Origin of the sequence: Kribbella qitaiheensis (assembly GCF_014217565.1) — a bacterium.
GTDB lineage: Bacteria > Actinomycetota > Actinomycetes > Propionibacteriales > Kribbellaceae > Kribbella > Kribbella qitaiheensis_A.
In genome coordinates, this window is the sequence record NZ_CP043661.1 from 6691176 (window position 1) to 6705756 (window position 14581).

14 protein-coding genes and 1 pseudogene are annotated in these 14581 nt (G+C 66.3%); 4 read left to right on the forward strand and 11 right to left on the reverse strand.

What is annotated here, in order from left to right; genetic code table 11:
* Positions 1 to 14: 14 nt before the first annotated feature.
* The 4 genes from F1D05_RS31840 to F1D05_RS31850 all read right to left on the reverse strand — a co-directional run bounded on the left by F1D05_RS31840 (position 15) and on the right by F1D05_RS31850 (position 3693).
* Positions 15 to 2117 (reverse strand): PQQ-dependent sugar dehydrogenase, encoded by a 2103-nt coding sequence (locus F1D05_RS31840; protein WP_185444062.1) that lies wholly within the window; start codon positions 2115 to 2117, stop codon positions 15 to 17.
* A gap of 220 nt (positions 2118 to 2337) precedes the next feature.
* Entirely contained in the window at positions 2338 to 2868 is a 531-nt protein-coding gene (locus F1D05_RS41305; RefSeq protein ID WP_246486131.1) for a zinc-binding dehydrogenase, read from the reverse strand.
* Positions 2869 to 2951: 83 nt separating this feature from the next.
* Entirely contained in the window at positions 2952 to 3365 is a 414-nt protein-coding gene (locus F1D05_RS41310) for an alcohol dehydrogenase catalytic domain-containing protein (RefSeq protein WP_246486132.1), read from the reverse strand.
* A gap of 103 nt (positions 3366 to 3468) precedes the next feature.
* Positions 3469 to 3693: a DUF6458 family protein gene (locus tag F1D05_RS31850; protein ID WP_185444063.1), complete on the reverse strand. Its 225-nt coding sequence runs from the start codon at positions 3691 to 3693 to the stop codon at positions 3469 to 3471.
* 339 nt (positions 3694 to 4032) lie between these two features.
* Between F1D05_RS31850 and F1D05_RS31855 the strand changes: the two genes are divergently transcribed.
* Positions 4033 to 5010, forward strand: coding sequence for a TerC/Alx family metal homeostasis membrane protein (locus F1D05_RS31855; RefSeq protein ID WP_185444064.1), 978 nt, complete (start codon positions 4033 to 4035; stop codon positions 5008 to 5010).
* On the opposite strand, the gene F1D05_RS31860 is transcribed toward F1D05_RS31855, so the two are convergent.
* On the reverse strand, positions 4964 to 6226 hold the full coding sequence (locus tag F1D05_RS31860) for an MFS transporter (protein WP_185444065.1): 1263 nt from the start codon (positions 6224 to 6226) through the stop codon (positions 4964 to 4966). The genes F1D05_RS31855 and F1D05_RS31860 overlap by 47 nt on opposite strands.
* Before the next feature lie 379 nt (positions 6227 to 6605).
* On the opposite strand from F1D05_RS31860, the gene F1D05_RS31865 reads away from it, so the two are divergent.
* Complete coding sequence (locus tag F1D05_RS31865) at positions 6606 to 7595, forward strand: collagen-like protein (RefSeq protein WP_185444066.1); 990 nt, start codon at positions 6606 to 6608, stop codon at positions 7593 to 7595.
* Positions 7596 to 7809: 214 nt separating this feature from the next.
* On the opposite strand, the gene F1D05_RS31870 is transcribed toward F1D05_RS31865, so the two are convergent.
* The 3 genes from F1D05_RS31870 to F1D05_RS31880 form a co-directional block, all read right to left on the reverse strand.
* Positions 7810 to 8190 (reverse strand): hypothetical protein, encoded by a 381-nt coding sequence (locus F1D05_RS31870; protein ID WP_185444067.1) that lies wholly within the window; start codon positions 8188 to 8190, stop codon positions 7810 to 7812.
* A gap of 652 nt (positions 8191 to 8842) precedes the next feature.
* Entirely contained in the window at positions 8843 to 9082 is a 240-nt protein-coding gene (locus tag F1D05_RS31875) for a hypothetical protein (protein WP_185444068.1), read from the reverse strand.
* Positions 9083 to 9107: 25 nt separating this feature from the next.
* Positions 9108 to 9593, reverse strand: a complete 486-nt coding sequence (locus F1D05_RS31880; protein ID WP_185444069.1) for a PaaI family thioesterase — start codon at positions 9591 to 9593, stop codon at positions 9108 to 9110.
* A 440-nt stretch (positions 9594 to 10033) separates the two neighbouring features.
* Here F1D05_RS31880 and F1D05_RS31885 point away from each other — a divergent pair, with 440 nt between their 5' ends.
* The gene (locus F1D05_RS31885) at positions 10034 to 10726 is read left to right on the forward strand and encodes an endonuclease/exonuclease/phosphatase family protein (protein ID WP_246486133.1); all 693 of its coding nucleotides are present in this window, start codon (positions 10034 to 10036) and stop codon (positions 10724 to 10726) included.
* 34 nt (positions 10727 to 10760) lie between these two features.
* On the opposite strand, the gene F1D05_RS31890 is transcribed toward F1D05_RS31885, so the two are convergent.
* Genes F1D05_RS31890 through F1D05_RS31900 form a run of 3 tightly spaced genes read right to left on the reverse strand, consistent with a single transcriptional unit; the run spans position 10761 to position 12710 of the window.
* Positions 10761 to 11405 (reverse strand): response regulator, encoded by a 645-nt coding sequence (locus F1D05_RS31890; RefSeq protein ID WP_185444070.1) that lies wholly within the window; start codon positions 11403 to 11405, stop codon positions 10761 to 10763.
* Entirely contained in the window at positions 11398 to 12507 is a 1110-nt protein-coding gene (locus tag F1D05_RS31895) for a sensor histidine kinase (RefSeq protein WP_206685913.1), read from the reverse strand. Before F1D05_RS31895 ends, F1D05_RS31890 begins: the two co-directional genes overlap by 8 nt.
* Positions 12504 to 12710 (reverse strand): hypothetical protein, encoded by a 207-nt coding sequence (locus F1D05_RS31900; protein ID WP_185444071.1) that lies wholly within the window; start codon positions 12708 to 12710, stop codon positions 12504 to 12506. The genes F1D05_RS31895 and F1D05_RS31900 overlap by 4 nt, the downstream gene beginning before the upstream one ends.
* 186 nt (positions 12711 to 12896) lie before the next feature.
* Here F1D05_RS31900 and F1D05_RS31905 point away from each other — a divergent pair.
* Positions 12897 to 14577 (forward strand): annotated as a pseudogene (locus F1D05_RS31905) (sodium:solute symporter family protein).
* The last annotated feature ends 4 nt before the right edge of the window (positions 14578 to 14581 follow it).

Sequence of the window (14581 nt, forward strand, 5' to 3'; positions counted from 1 at the left end):
GCCACCAGAGCCGGTCAGGGAGTGGGGAACTTGAGCCGGACTATGTAGTTGTCGATGGTGCTGGGGGAGCCGCCGTTCATGTCGTTGTTCGTGGAGGTGACCCAGAGGGCTCCGTCGGGTGTCTTGGTGACACTGCGCAGGCGGCCCCAGCGGCCGGAGAAGACGGCCTGGGGGGTGCCGACGCCGGTGCCGGCGGAGTTGATCTGGGTGACCCACAGCTGCTGACCGGTGACGCCGGCGATGTAGATCCAGTCGTTGACGATCTCCACGCCGCTCGGTCCGGCCTGCGAGGTCGACCAGGTGCGCTTCGGCGCGATGTACCCGCCGCAGTCACCGATGGTGCCCTCACAAGCGGGCCAGCCGTAGTTGCCGCCCTTCTGGATCAGGTTGAGCTCGTCCTGGCTGTTCTCGCCGAACTCGGCCGCCCAGAGCTGGCCGTGGGAGTCCCAGGCCAGGCCTTGGGGGTTGCGATGGCCGTAGCTGTAGACGTAGCGGGCGTTACCGCCGGTGCTGAAGAACGGGTTGTCGCTCGGCGGCGTACCGTCCGGGTTCATCCGCAGGATCTTGCCGTTCAGCGAGGCCTTGTTCTGCGAGTTGCCGCTGTTCTTGGCGTCGCCGACGGTCGCGTACAGCTTGCCGTCCGGGCCGAACCGCAGCCGGCCGCCGTTGTGGTACCGGTTCTTCGCCAGCCCGGTCAGTACCGGCTCCGAGGTCGAGGCGAGTACACCGTTCTCGTACTTCATCCGCACGATCCGGTTGTCGTTCGCGGCCGTGTGGTAGAAGTACACCCAGTGGTCGGTGGGGAAGTTCGGCGACAGCGCGAGGCCGAGCAAACCGCCTTCCCCAGTGGTCGTGACGACACCAGGAACCTTGCCCAGCGTGGTTTTCTGACCCGCCGCCGTCACCAGCAGTACTTCGAACCGGTCCCGCTCGGTGACGAGTGCCGACCCCGAATTGTCCGGCAGGAACGCGACGCTCCAACCGAGGTCCACCCGCGCGATGTCCTTCTCGTACTGCGGGATCCCGCCGGTGCCCGTACTGGCGGTCCGGACCGACACCGCGTTGCTCGGGCCGGACACGTTGCCGTCGGGGTCGCGGGCCTTGACGGTGAACGTGTAGGCGGTGTTCGCCGTCAGGTTGGTGATCGTCGAGGTCAGCGAGGACGTGGTCGAGACCTTGGTGGATCCCTGGTAGACGTCGTACCCGGCGATGGCGCCGCTGTTGTCCGTGGACGCGTTCCAGGCAAGGGAAACGCTGTTCGAGCTCACACTCGTACTGCGAAGGTTGCCGGGCACCGTTGGCGGCTGGGTGTCGCCACTGGTCGGGGTGGTGAAGGTGACCACGTTGCTCTGCTGCGAAGCGTTGCCGGCGGCATCGAACGCACCGACCGACACGTCGTACGCGGTGTTGGAGGTGAGCGTGTCCACGGTGGCGGTCAAGGTGTTCGCGTCGACCACCTTGAGGACGTTGCCGCCGCGGTTGATCTCGTACCGGACGACGCCGACGTTGTCGGTCGCCGCGGTCCAGCTGAAGGTCGCCGCGTTCGACTTGATGTTGCTGACGGCAAGGTTCGAGGGCGCGGACGGCGGCTGGGGGTCGTCGGTGGTCGGGGTGACGGTCAGCTTGTCTGCGTTCGGGCCGCCGTCGGCCGTGGTCGCGCGGGCGCGGATCTTGTTGGTGCCGGCGGCGAGGGTGAGCCGCATGGTCTTGGTCTGCCAGCTGGTCCAGTCGCCGGTGCCGGGGAAGGTGATGCCGACGGCGCCGGCCACACCGTTCACGGTGAAGTCGAGCGGCCGGGTGGCGGTGGTCCCGTTGGCGTAGCGAAGGGTGACGTCGGCCGGTCCGCCGGGTGCCGTGATCGTCCACTCGACGTAGCTGCCGACGAGGTTGTCGTAGTTGACGAACCCGCTGCCGGTGTACCCGGCGTGGTTCGACTCGACGACACCTTGGGAGATCGTGGCGTCTTCGGCCTGATAGTCGGTCGCCGCCGCGGGCGCCGCGACGGTTCTGGGCTCGGCGGCGGTTGCCGATTGCGGGGTGGTGGGCGCGAGCGCGAGGACGACTGCGAGGGTGGCCGAGCCGGAGATGACGGCACGCCAGACCGATCGAGGTGTCACTGTGGCCTCCTGGGATTCCTGGGGCGGACGCAGGCGCGGGGAGATTCTGTTAGGAAACTTTCCTAACTATGCCCTGCATCACATCACCCCGGGAATTCCACTGTCAACCCCTCTGGAATGCGCTTGCCCAGCCAGTTTGCACTCTGACCGTGATCGCGTCACCACGATCAGTAACCCAAACCACCTCTGTCCACGTCCAGGCGACAGGGCTGGCGTGAGGCTACGACTGGGAGACGGTGATCAGGACCTTGCCGGTGGCGCCGGATTCGACGGCCTCGTGAGCCGCCGCGGTCTGGTCCAGGGTGAAGTGGTGGAGCGGGAGGCCTGCCTGGTCGCCGACGGGGAGTGCGCCGGCCGCGATGGCGGCGTTGATGTCTTCGGCGGCGGTCTTGAGCAGGTGCCAACCCACTGAGTAGAGCAGGACGAACTGGTAGCGGGCGTTCAGGCCCATGTTCGCGCGGATGTCGACCTCGAACGGCTGGTCGCCGTTGTTCGCGTAGACCGCGATCGTGCCGCGCGGCCGTAGTACGGCGAGGTCGAGCTCCTGGTTCGCCCCGATCGCGACCTCCACGACGATGTCGACGCCGTCGGGCGCGTGCGAGCGGATCTGCTCCGCCGCGTCCGCGTCCCGGTAGTTGACGACGTACTGCGCGCCTGCGGCGGTCGGGTAGGCCGCCTTCTCCGCAGTACTCACGGTCGCGATGACTGTGGCGCCGGCCCAGCGTGCGAGCTGGATCGCCGCGTGGCCCACCGCACCGGCTCCACCCGCGACGAGGACGACTTTGCCGTCCAGTGCGCCGGGAGCCAGTCGGTCAGGACCGTCTTCCGCGACCGTCAGTGCCCGGTGCGCCGTGATCGCAGGGACCCGATGCTCGCGCCGAGATCGAAGTCGGCCCCCTCGGGCAACGGGAAGACCCGGTCGACCGGTACGACGGTGTACTCCTGCGCGGTACCGCTGCCAGGTCGCTGGAACGCGGCCAGCGAAAGCCAGACCCGGTCTCCGACCGCTACACCTTCGACGTCGGCTCCGACGGCGTCGATCACGCCCGCGCCGTCCTGGTTCGGCACCGACTCGGCCGCAGGCTCGCCGCCGTACATGCCGGTGCGCGCCTTCCAGTCGGTCGGGTTCACGCCTGAAACCACCACCCGGATCCGCACCTCGCCGCCGCCGGGCTCGGCAACCTCCCGATCCACCAGCCGAAGGACAGAGTCGGCGGCGCCGTGCTGATCATGAACGATTGCCTTCATCAAATCTCCCAGGAAGAACGGTCGCGTACTCCGGCTACAGCCGAAGCCGCCCCGGCTTCATTCCCCAGAGGTGCCGCGCGCGGTCGAAACCTGGTGGACCAGCTCAGATGCGGGGGTCGCGGGGGTCGCGGCGCTCCTCGACGACGGTGGTGTGCGAGCTGCGCGAGCGCTGGCCGTTGAGCAGGAGGACCAGCGCTAGTCCGAGTGCGCCGGCGCCCATCAGGATGTAGCCGACCACGGTCAGGTCGACGCCGCTGATCCGGTCCGATACGGCGAACGCGAGGATGCCGCCGACCGCCAGCAAGAAAACTCCTGCACCGATTCCCATCACATGCCTCCACAGGTTGATGCGCCGGACTGCGTCCGGCGGCACCTGATCCGGGTACCCGGCTGTTCGAATCCACAAACGAGGGCGCGGGCCGCTTGGAATCTGTATGCGGTATACGATATTGAACAGAGCGGTCCTACTGTGACCCGGGGCACGGCGGTCGGTGCCGTTCACGGGTAAAGTAGGGTCGTTTGTGGAGGGGAGTATTCCTTCGCGGCAGCGTCGTCATCACGGAAGACCCCAGGTCGACCCGGTGCTGCCGGTCCGAGTGAGTCGGGCGGAAGAGACCTCCGGACCCGCTGTTGCCGCCCGTCCGGAGGTATACCCGTGGTATCCCATATGTCCCCGACCGTCTGGATCCTCACGATCGTCGGTCTGCTGGCGATCGTCGCCTTCGACCTGGTTGTGATCGCGCGCCGCAAGCACAGCGTGACGATCAAGGACGCCACCCGCTGGGTACTGTTCTACATCGGTCTGGCCGCGTTGTTCGCGGTCGGCCTGTTCGTCTTCAGTCCCGGTGCGTCCGGCGGCGAGTTCGTGGCCGGCTACATCACGGAGTACAGCCTCAGCGTCGACAACCTGTTCGTCTTCGTCATCATCATGGCGAGGTTCGCGGTCCCGACGCTGGCGCAGGACAAGGTGCTGTACATCGGCATCGTGGTCTCGATGCTGCTCCGCGCGGTGTTCATCCTGGCCGGCGCGGCGGCGATCTCGGCGGCGAGCTGGGTGTTCTACATCTTCGGCGCGTTCCTGGTCTACACCGCGGTCCGGCTGGCGCTCGAGGGTGAGAACGACGACACCGACTTCCAGGAGAACGTCGTGATCCGCGGGATGCGCCGGATCCTGCCGCTGCAGCACGACTACGACGGTGCCAGCCTGGTCACCAGGACCGACGGACGCCGGATGCTCACGCCGCTGGTGGTCGTGATCGCCGCGATCGGGATGGCGAATGTGATCTTCGCGCTCGACTCCATCCCGGCCATCTTCGGTCTCACCCAGGACGCGTACATCGTGCTGACCGCGAACGCCTTCGCGCTGATGGGCCTGCGCCAGCTGTACTTCCTGATCGGCGGGCTGCTGGAGCGGGTCATCTACCTGAACGTCGGGCTGTCGGTGATCCTCGCCTTCATCGGCGTGAAGCTGATCATCGAGGCCTTGCACGGTTCGCACATCGACGACATCGGTGCGATCCACCTGCCGCACATCGGCATCGCCACCTCACTCGGCTTCATCGCCGGCACCCTGTTCGTCACCACGGTCGCCAGCCTGGTCAAGTCCGGCCGCGACCGCCGCCGCGTCGAGGTCGAGACCGACTGACCCGCAGATAGAGGGGCGGGATCGGGGTCAGGATCAGGCCGGACACGACCAACGCAGTACGGAGTGAGGTGCGGCCCGCCAGGGCGCCGAGCGGAGGTCCGCCGATGACCTGGCCGATCGCGTTCGACTGGGACACCATCGAGATCACCGTCGCCCGCGATCGCGAGTCCACATTGCGGTTCAGCCAAGCGGACTCGACCGGGTAGGCGATGGTCTCGGCGATCCGGCAGACCCACATCGCCGCCAGCGCGAGCCAGAGGTGACCCGCCTGCGCGAAGCCGATCACGCCGGCCACCTGGAACACACTGAGCACGGCAAGCAGACCGCTCGGGTGCTGCGCACTCATCCGGTCGGGCGAGATCTTGTTCACCAGCAGCGAGGCCACCAGCGACAGGAAGGTCCCGACCAGCGCGAGCACGGTGAACCAGACCGCCGGATCCGACGTCCCGAACACCGTCGGGAAGCTGAAGCCGGTGAGGATCTTCACCGACCACAACCGGTCGAACGCCTCGCTGGACAGCCCCGAGATCAGACTGATCAGCGCGAGATTCCGGACCACCGCGCGGGTCCGGGCGACGGCCAGCCCGGCCTTGAACGTCTCGCTCATGTTCCGGAACGTCTCCCGCTCCGCCTTCGGGGTCGGGTGGAAGTTGTCCTCCCGCATGACCACCGCCAGCACGCCGGCCATCAGGATCACACCGATCCCGGACAGCTTCATCGGCAGCGACAAGCTGACCAACCCGAGCAGGCCGGCGACCACTGTGCCGCCGATCTTGCTGGCCAGGTCGATCTGCTGGGCCCGGACGAACACCTTCCCGACCTCCTCCTCGCCGACCTCGTCGGTGATCCAGGCCTGGTCGGCGCCGGAGGTGAAGGTGTAGCCCAATCCCCACAGGAGTTGGGCGATGAGTACCGCGAGGAAGGCCGGGATCAGACCTTGGAGCAGCAAGCCGGCTCCGATCAGCATGAAGCCGATGATGACCGACAGCCGGCGGCTGTACAGGTCGGCAACGATGCCGGTCGGGATCTCGAACGCGAAACAGGCGATCTCGAGGACAGTCCCGACCAGGACCATCTGCAGTGGGCTCAGGCCCACGTCCTTGACGAAGTAGACCATGCTGAGCGTGAAGGCCAGTCCGGCGAAGAAGGCCCACCCGCCCCGGAAGGCGTAATAGGTACGGACCGGATCAGCGGCCCGGTAGGCAGGCAAAGACATCGTTGGTCGCTCCTGAAAGCATCACGTGTGCGGGCATGACGAAGCCTCGACCGGGTCGCCGCCGGACTCGACAGTCGACGGGTCGACGGGTCGACGCTGGACGTGACGCACGACGGTCCTTCTGGAGGCGAAGGCGGTGGTGCGCTTTCAGGAACGAGTTTGCATACCGATCAGGCTAGGGCACCGTCGGCTGCCTACGCCTTCAGTTTTGTTTCACCTCAGGACCTTCGGCCCTACTGACGCCTGATTACGCACCGTAAGTTGGCGACCGCGCCTAGGAAGCGTCACAGGAGCAGCGGCCCCACTCGGGGGGGGTGGCCGGGTTCGACTCCCGCCCGCTGCACGCTTCGGTCGAATGACCGGACTGGAAGGGTGCGTTATGAGTGTCAAAATGGGGCGTATCGGAGTGGCAGGTCTCGCCGTCGGGGCAGTCTTGCTGGGTACGACGGGATCGGCCACGGCAGTCGTGGCACCGGGTCAGCAGGCGGCCGCGACCCCGCCCGCTCCGAACAGCATCACCGGCGCGATGGTGAAGGACGGCACGCTGTACGCCGTCGACATCGCGCCGGCGGTGGTCGCGTGGTTCACCACGATCTACGACAACTCGGTGACCAGTGGCAGCGTGAAGGACGGAACGCTGGTGCTGAACGACTTCTCGGCCGGAGTGAAAGTCGCTCTCAAGGGTGACCCGGGCGCCGCCGGCCCAGCCGGCACCACCGGTGCGGTCGGTCCCACGGGTGAAACCGGTCCGCAAGGCCCTGCCGGGGTCTGGTCGGGAGCGCACTGGGGCACCGTCCTGCGGAATACGATCGGCGCGGGGAGCGCCGAGATGAGGCCGACCTCGACGCTCGCACCGGTAGGCGTCGGAGCATTGGAGCTGAACACCGGCACGTCCACGGACAAAGCCGCCTTCGGCAACGAGGTCGACTTCGTCGGTGACCAGGTGAGTGCCATCACGGCTCTCGGGTTCACGGTCTACACGACCGGAGAGAACAACGCGCGGGCGACGAACAACATGCCGTCCATCTCGTTCGAGATCAATCCGAATCTGGCGGCCTCGACCAGGACCTACTCCTCGATGGTCTTCGCGCCGAACAACACCGCGCCCGGGGCCTGGACCGCGCTCGACGCCAGAGACGACAGCCTCGGCAAGGTCTGGGGGCTCACCGGCGCTGACATGCCGTGCAACATCAACGGCGCCAGGTGTACCTGGACGGAACTCCAGGCGGCACTGAATGACGGTGGACCCGGCGCGACCGTGTACTCCTTGTCCATCACCAAGGGACGCGATTTCGAGTTCCACGGCGCCGCCGACAAGCTCGTCTACAACGGCAACGTCTTCGACTTCGAACCGACCGGCGTCAAGTGATCCGCTGACCGTCAGCACCAGGTGAGCCGACGATCGGCACCAACGGACCTGGCTGCCAGCAGCACGGAAATTGGCGGCCGGGCTCCCGGTTCGAAGAGCTACGCACGGGTACTATCGAGTTAGCCCGGCCCGGCCGTTCCCCCGTGATGGTCGGGTCGGGTCTTTGACCGCAAGTAGTTTCAGAGCGTTTTGCGATAGCGGGGTTGCCGGATAGTCACGCGATATCCGGCCTTTTCGTACAGCGCCACGCTTCCGGTCCGGTTCCCGGCGATGGTCCACAGCCCTGTACGCCGGGTTGCCACAGCGACCGATGATCTGCCGGTCCGGCGGGCCTGATCTCGACGCCGGCCGGGAGTGCGACCTCGCCGGGCTCGTCCAGCTCCAGGTCATCCGGACCCGGGTGAACGCGATCTCGTAGCCCGCGGCGACCACATCCGGCGTACGGAGTCGTCATCGGCTCCTCCCACCAGACATTCTTGGCGCAGCCGATCGCCACACCATTGCCCTCAGCAACAAAACTTGTCGCCGGGTCCAGCCCGAAGCCGACGCCTTCGAAGCTCTCCCCGTCCCGGTAGCCCCGCAGCCGCAAGTTCATGGCCTGAAGTATCACCGCGCCCTCCAGCTCCCGGTCCATGCGAATGAGGACTCAAGTCTTGCCATAGTCGGCGGGGAGCAGTTGACTGGCATATAGTTCACAAAGGAAAATAATCCGGTCCGGTCCGGAAGTGGTCAGCTCAGAACCCCTTCCCCGGTCGAGATGTGGTGCCTGGGTCCCATGGCTCGCCATGGGACCCGTCGGCGTCCCCGCCCGTTTAATTGCCAGAAGCAACTTCTCGGATCGCTGCCAGGCAAGGAATCTGGCGGATCTGAGGCCAATCGGTCAAGGTCTGGCCTCGACCGGCGTGGTTGCTCTTCCACTCCGAAGTCTTCTGTGTCATTCTCCGGGTGGAAGCCAAGATCCTATCGGATATCGGCTTAGCTTCAAGTAGTCACGGTTTGTCACGGCGGGTAGGACAGAAGGAAAGTAGTGTGAGTGGAACGATCGAGGTGAAACCGGCGCCGCCGGCACCGGTGCTGAAACAGGTGATGTCAGCTACCCGGGTCATCAAGCCGCCGAGCCGCTGGACCGAGGCGCGGCGCAGCCTTCGCCGGCACTGGCAGCTCTACCTGCTGATCCTCGTCCCGCTCGCGTACTTCGTGATCTTCAAGTACATCCCGATCTCGAACGCGGTGATCGCGTTCAAGGACTACAGCCCGGTCAAGGGGCCGTGGGGCAGCGACTGGGTCGGGTTCAAGAACTTCGACCTGTTCTTCCACAACCCGGTCTTCTGGACGGGTGCCGGCGCGATGTCCTGCAGCGCGTCCATCACCGCCGTACCGGAGCCGCCGTCGACCGCCTGCAGCACGGCGAGCCCGCGCTCGCACCGGGCCTTGTCTTCTTCGCTGTCGATGGCCGGCACGTGGTCGAACTGCTCGGTTCCGCTCATACCGAAAAGGTATGCGAAGGCGAGGTCAGCGGGCGGAGCGCACCAGCAAGGTGCTGGTTGCTGTCGCCACCAGGTCGCCGGCGCTGTTGGTGACGTTGCCCTCGGCAAATATCACCCGGTTGCCGCCTTTGATCACGTGACCCGTGCTTTTCAGCAAGCCGGTGTCGGCGAGGACCGGGCGCAGGTAGTTCACCTTGATCTCGACCGAGGTGTAGCCCACTCCGGCCGGTAGCGTGGTGTGCGCGGCGCAGCCGGTCACGGTGTCGAGCAAGGTGCAGACCAGACCGCCGTGCACCATTCCGATCGGGTTGTAGTGGGCGTGGGACGGCTGGCAGCCGAACACCACCTTGCCGAACTCGACCTCAAAAGCCGAGAACTGCATCAGTACGGCGATGGGTGGTGGCGGCACAGTTCCGTCCTGGAGCCCTTGCACGTACTCTAGTCCGCTCAACTTCACGGTGTCCGCCAGTACCTGGGCCGGATCGACCCACCGGAAGGTCTGCTCATCCATGTGGCGACCCTAACGACCACCGTTCGTCCTCCGTTCGGCCGGGTTCGTCCTTCGGACGGATGAAATCGCGGTAAGACCAGGACGAGAGAGGCCTCCTGGGCTTTGGTGTACGGGCGATGTCGTGAACAATCGGGGCATGTCCCACCCTAAGACGGCTGTAGCCAGCCACAAGCCGACCTCGCGCTCGACCTCGCGGCGGCAACGTCGTGCCGGCAAATGGCGCCGCGGCTGGGTGATCGCCGTCCTCGCCGTGCTCTCGGCGCTGCCGATGGCCTTCCACCGGCATGTGCCGAACTCGATCGGCAACCTCGGCAGTCTGCTGGACACGTTCCTGCCCTGGGTCGGGCTCGCCATCCCCGTTCTCGCCGTGGCAGCACTGGTCCGCCGGTCCGCCTCGGGCCGGGGTCGCGCTGCTGGTCCCGCTCGCCGTCTGGGGAATGATGTTCGGGAACGCCGTGATCCCAGGCAAGGGCGGTGGCGCCCACGATCTGCGGGTGCTGTCGCACAACGTCGACGCGGCCAACCCGGATCCGGCCAAGACGGCACAGGAGCTGATCGCGGCCGACGCGGACGTGATCGCGCTGGAAGAGATCACCTCGGCGGACCTGAAGGTCTACAAGTCGCAATTCGCCGCGAAGTACCCGCACGTCGTCGCCCGCGGCACGGTGGCGCTGTGGTCGAAGTACCCGGTGGAGGAGAGCGAGTCGGTCGACGTCGGCTTCGCCTGGACCAGAGCACTGCGAGCGGAGGTCAGTACGCCGCAGGGCAAGGTGGCCTTCTACGTCGCGCATCTCGCGTCGGTCCGGGTCGGCACGAGCGGGTTCACCTCGAACCAGCGCAACGAGACGATCAAGCAACTCGGTCAGCAGATCGCCCAGGAGAAGCTCGCCGGGGTGGTGGTGATGGGCGACTTCAACGGCACGGCGAACGACCGCAGCCTGGCCCCGATCACCGTCGGTCTCCGCTCGGCCCAGGGCGCGGCCGGCTTCGGTTTCGGCTTCACCTGGCCCGCCAAGTTCCCGATGGCCCGGATCGACCACATCATGGTCCGCGGTGTCGTCCCGACCAAGGCCTGGGTAATGCCCCCCACCGGCAGCGACCACCGCCCAGTAGTCGCAGAGATCAGGATTTAGCCGGGCACCCCACGCTTTCCTTCTTTCCCTTTGCTCAGCTTTCCGCCAGCCCATTCATGTACGCGTAGCGGACTGCTTCGGCGCGGTGGCGGGCGCCGATTTTCGCGAAGGTGTTGTTGATGTGGGTCTTCACTGTCGTCTCGCTGATGAACAACAGTCCTGCGATCTCCGAATTACTCAGCCCACGAGCGATCAGTTTCAGCACTTCGGTCTCCCGGCTCGTCAGGCCGTCGGTCGACTGCGGGGGAGTCGGTGTCATCGCGGCCACCAGGCGACGCGACACCTCCGGGTCGAAGGTCGCCTGCCCGGCCGCGGTCGACCTCAGCGCCGCGCCGATCTCCACCCGGCCCGCGTCCTTGGTGAGGTACCCACGCGCCCCGGCCCGGAGCGCCATCGTGATCGACTCGTCGTCGGCGTACGTGGTCAGCACCAGGACGGCCACCTCGGCGTACTCGGCGGTGATCCGCGCGGTCGCCTGGATGCCGTCCAGTACCGGCATCCGCAGATCCATCAGCACCACGTCGACGTTGCCCTGCGCAACGAGTTCGACGGCCTCGGCGCCATCGGCGGCGGCGCCGACCACCTCGACCCCGTCGATCAGCCCGAGCAACGCGACCAGCCCTTCCCGGACCACCTGCTGATCATCGGCCACCACGACCCGCACCGCGCCCTCACTCATCAGCCACCGCCGCGACTACCAGCCAGTCGTCCCCGTCCGGACCGGCCTCCAGCTTGCCATTCACCAGTGCCAACCGCTCCCGCATCCCCGCCAGCCCGAAGCCCTTCTCGCCGACCGTTGCCCCCGCGTTCCTGATCGTGAGCCAAGCACCGTTCCGCCCATCGAGCCGTACGTCGACAGCCCGGCCGGGCGCGTGTTTCGCCGCATTGGTCAGTGCCTCCCGAGCTGCCCCGAGCAGAGCCACGACCACCTCGGGGCGCGGCGTCCGAACCTCGTCGACGGTCAGCGTCACCTCGGCCCGATGATCCTTCCGATGCTGCTCGACCAGCGCGGCCAGCGCCGCCGGCAGCGCCGGTACTTCGTCCGCCCGGAGCGCGGCCACCGCGTTCCTCGCTTCGACCAACCCCTGGACCGCGAGCCGCCGCGAACGCTTCACCCGATCGAGCGCACCGGCCGTGTCGTTGCCTTCGTCAAGCAACGCCTCCGCCAGCTCCAGCTGGACGCTGAGCGCACCGAGCGAATGAGCCAGTACGTCGTGCAGCTCCCGCGCGAGCCGGCCGCGTTCCTCGAGAGCAGCAGCGCGAGCGTGCTCCTGCTGGGCGAGCCGGGTCTGTTCCAGCAGCTTCTCCGTCTGCCGGGCCTGCACCTCGTACTGCCGGCGGTTCAATCCGAAAGCGGCCAAGATCGCCGTCCAGGTCAGCTGGCCGACGTACCAGATGTCGGACCGGTCCCACCACCAGCCCGACAGCGCGTAGCAGGTCGCATAACCGATGCCGACGGCAATGATCGGCCGATAGCCCTGGGGGAGCACCATGACAGCGATGTCGGCGACGGCCATCAGGCAGAGCACCAGCGAGTTGGAATCCGGCATGCCTGAGATCAGGGCAGCGCTCAGTCCGGCGTACGAGAGCAGTGTCAGCGCAAGCAGCGGCCGGCGGTTCATCAGGAAGGTGCCGGACAGGAAGCTGAGCAGACCGGCGCCCAGCACCGCCCAGACCCAGGGCTCGGCTGGCCGGGCGGTGGCGAGAACACAGATCGCGACGACGGAGGCGAGACTCCGGCCCAGCCAGCCGGTCTCGCCGTGCATTCTCGCTCTGATCACCTGGTCGCGTACTCCTCGGCATCACGATGTGCTTTGGCCTGGACCACCAACGACTGCACCAGCAGGTTGGCGCCCACGGTCAGCAGGATCGACCCGCCACCCGAAGTGATCGTCGCACCCAAGAGGTGCCCGAGCCAGGACAGTCGGCGAGCCAGGACGGCGATCACGATCGCGACCACCACGGCAGCGTTCAGCAGAGTCATAGCCCCGAAGTTAGGCTCGCGGGCCGTCGCCCAGAACCTACCGCGGGTGGAGAGCGGGGTGGAGAAACCGGAGCACCAGACGGTGATGAAACCGTGCGCGCGGCCCGGCGGGAATGTCGGTGGGCACAGGAGTAACGTTCCTCACCGGTAACACCACCTTGCGTCACGACGACGAGCGGAGGGCCGATGCTCGCGCAAGATTCGATCCTGCGGTTGGATGCCACGGCAATCGACTACATCATCATTGCTACGTATTTCACTTTCGTGCTCGGGATCGGATATCTCGCCAAACGCGCGGTATCGAACAGCCTCGATTTCTTCCTGTCCGGCCGGTCGCTGCCGGGCCTGGGTGACGGGCCTGGCTTTCATCTCGGCCAACCTCGGCGCGATCGAGATCATGGGGATGTCGGCCAACGGCGCGCAGTACGGGCTGCCGACGGTGCACTACTTCTGGATCGGCGCGATCCCGGCGATGCTGTTCCTCGGCGTCGTGATGATGCCGTTCTACTACGGCTCCAAGGTCCGCAGCGTGCCGGAGTTCATGCTCAGACGCTTCGGGAAGCCTGCGCATCTGGTGAATGCGATCAGCTTCGCGCTCGCCCAGGTCCTGATCGCGGGCGTGAACCTGTTCCTGCTGGCGACCATCGTGAATGTGATGCTCGGCTGGCCGATCTGGCTGTCGGTGATCATCGCCGCGGTCATCGTGCTCAGCTACATCACCCTCGGCGGGCTGTCGGCGGCGATCTACAACGAGGTGCTGCAGTTCTTCGTGATCGTGGCGGCGTTGCTGCCGTTGACCATCGTCGGCCTGCACAAGGTCGGCGGCTACCAGGGCCTGATCGACAAGATCACCGCCACAGCGAACGGCAATCAGCAGGCGCACGCGTGGCCGGGCACCAACCTGAGCGGCTTCAACAACAGCTTCCTGTCGGTGATCGGGCTGGTCTTCGGCCTCGGCTTCGTGCTGTCCTTCGGTTACTGGACCACCAACTTCGTCGAGGTCCAGCGGGCGCTGGCCAGCAAGAACATGTCGGCCGCCCGGCGGACGCCGATCATCGGCTCGTTCCCGAAGATGTTCATCCCGTTCATCGTCATCATCCCGGGGATGATCGCGGCCGTCGCCGTACCGGAGATGAAGCAGTTCAAGCTGGACGGCAGCGGCTCGGTGACCTACAACGACGCGTTGCTGCTGTTGATGCGTGACCTGCTGCCCAACGGCATGCTCGGCCTCGCGATCACCGGTCTGCTGGCCTCCTTCATGGCCGGGATGGCGGCGAACCTCAGTTCGTTCAACACCGTGGTGACCTACGACCTGATCGAGCGGTACCTCATCAAGGACCGCGACGACGCGTTCTACCTGCGGACCGGTCGCTGGCTGACCGTCGGCGGCACGGTCATCGCGATCGGTACGGCGGCGATCGCCTCCGGCTACAGCAACCTGATGGACTACCTGCAACAGCTCTTCTCGTTCTTCAACGCCCCGCTGTTCGCGACGTTCATCCTCGGTATGTTCTGGAAGCGGATGACCGCCGCGGCCGGCTGGATCGGCCTGGTCAGCGGTACCGCTACCGCGGTCGTGGTCTTCGTACTCTCGGAGAACGGCGTGATCAACCTGCCGGGTCAGGGCGCGAGCTTCGTCGGGGCCGGCGCTGCCTTCGTCGTCGACATCCTGCTCAGCGTGATCGTCAGCATGGTGACGAAACCGAAGACGGACCAGGAACTGAAGGGCCTGGTGTACTCGCTGACCCCGAAGGAGGACCGGACCGAGGTCGCGCAGGAAGGCGACCACGGCTGGTACCGCAAGCCGACGCTGCTGGCGGGGATCTCGCTGGCGATGGTCGTCGTCCTGAACCTCGTCTTCGGCTGACCCG

Coding starts and splice junctions, on each gene's coding strand:
- F1D05_RS41310 (WP_246486132.1), bottom strand. CDS start 3,365: ATGAAGGCAATCGTTCATGATCAGCACGGCGCCGCCGACTCTGTCCTT.
- F1D05_RS31850 (WP_185444063.1), bottom strand. CDS start 3,693: ATGGGAATCGGTGCAGGAGTTTTCTTGCTGGCGGTCGGCGGCATCCTC.
- F1D05_RS31855 (WP_185444064.1), top strand. CDS start 4,033: ATGTCCCCGACCGTCTGGATCCTCACGATCGTCGGTCTGCTGGCGATC.
- F1D05_RS31860 (WP_185444065.1), bottom strand. CDS start 6,226: ATGTCTTTGCCTGCCTACCGGGCCGCTGATCCGGTCCGTACCTATTAC.
- F1D05_RS31865 (WP_185444066.1), top strand. CDS start 6,606: ATGAGTGTCAAAATGGGGCGTATCGGAGTGGCAGGTCTCGCCGTCGGG.
- F1D05_RS31870 (WP_185444067.1), bottom strand. CDS start 8,190: ATGAACTTGCGGCTGCGGGGCTACCGGGACGGGGAGAGCTTCGAAGGC.
- F1D05_RS31875 (WP_185444068.1), bottom strand. CDS start 9,082: ATGAGCGGAACCGAGCAGTTCGACCACGTGCCGGCCATCGACAGCGAA.
- F1D05_RS31880 (WP_185444069.1), bottom strand. CDS start 9,593: ATGGATGAGCAGACCTTCCGGTGGGTCGATCCGGCCCAGGTACTGGCG.
- F1D05_RS31885 (WP_246486133.1), top strand. CDS start 10,034: ATGTTCGGGAACGCCGTGATCCCAGGCAAGGGCGGTGGCGCCCACGAT.
- F1D05_RS31890 (WP_185444070.1), bottom strand. CDS start 11,405: ATGAGTGAGGGCGCGGTGCGGGTCGTGGTGGCCGATGATCAGCAGGTG.
- F1D05_RS31900 (WP_185444071.1), bottom strand. CDS start 12,710: ATGACTCTGCTGAACGCTGCCGTGGTGGTCGCGATCGTGATCGCCGTC.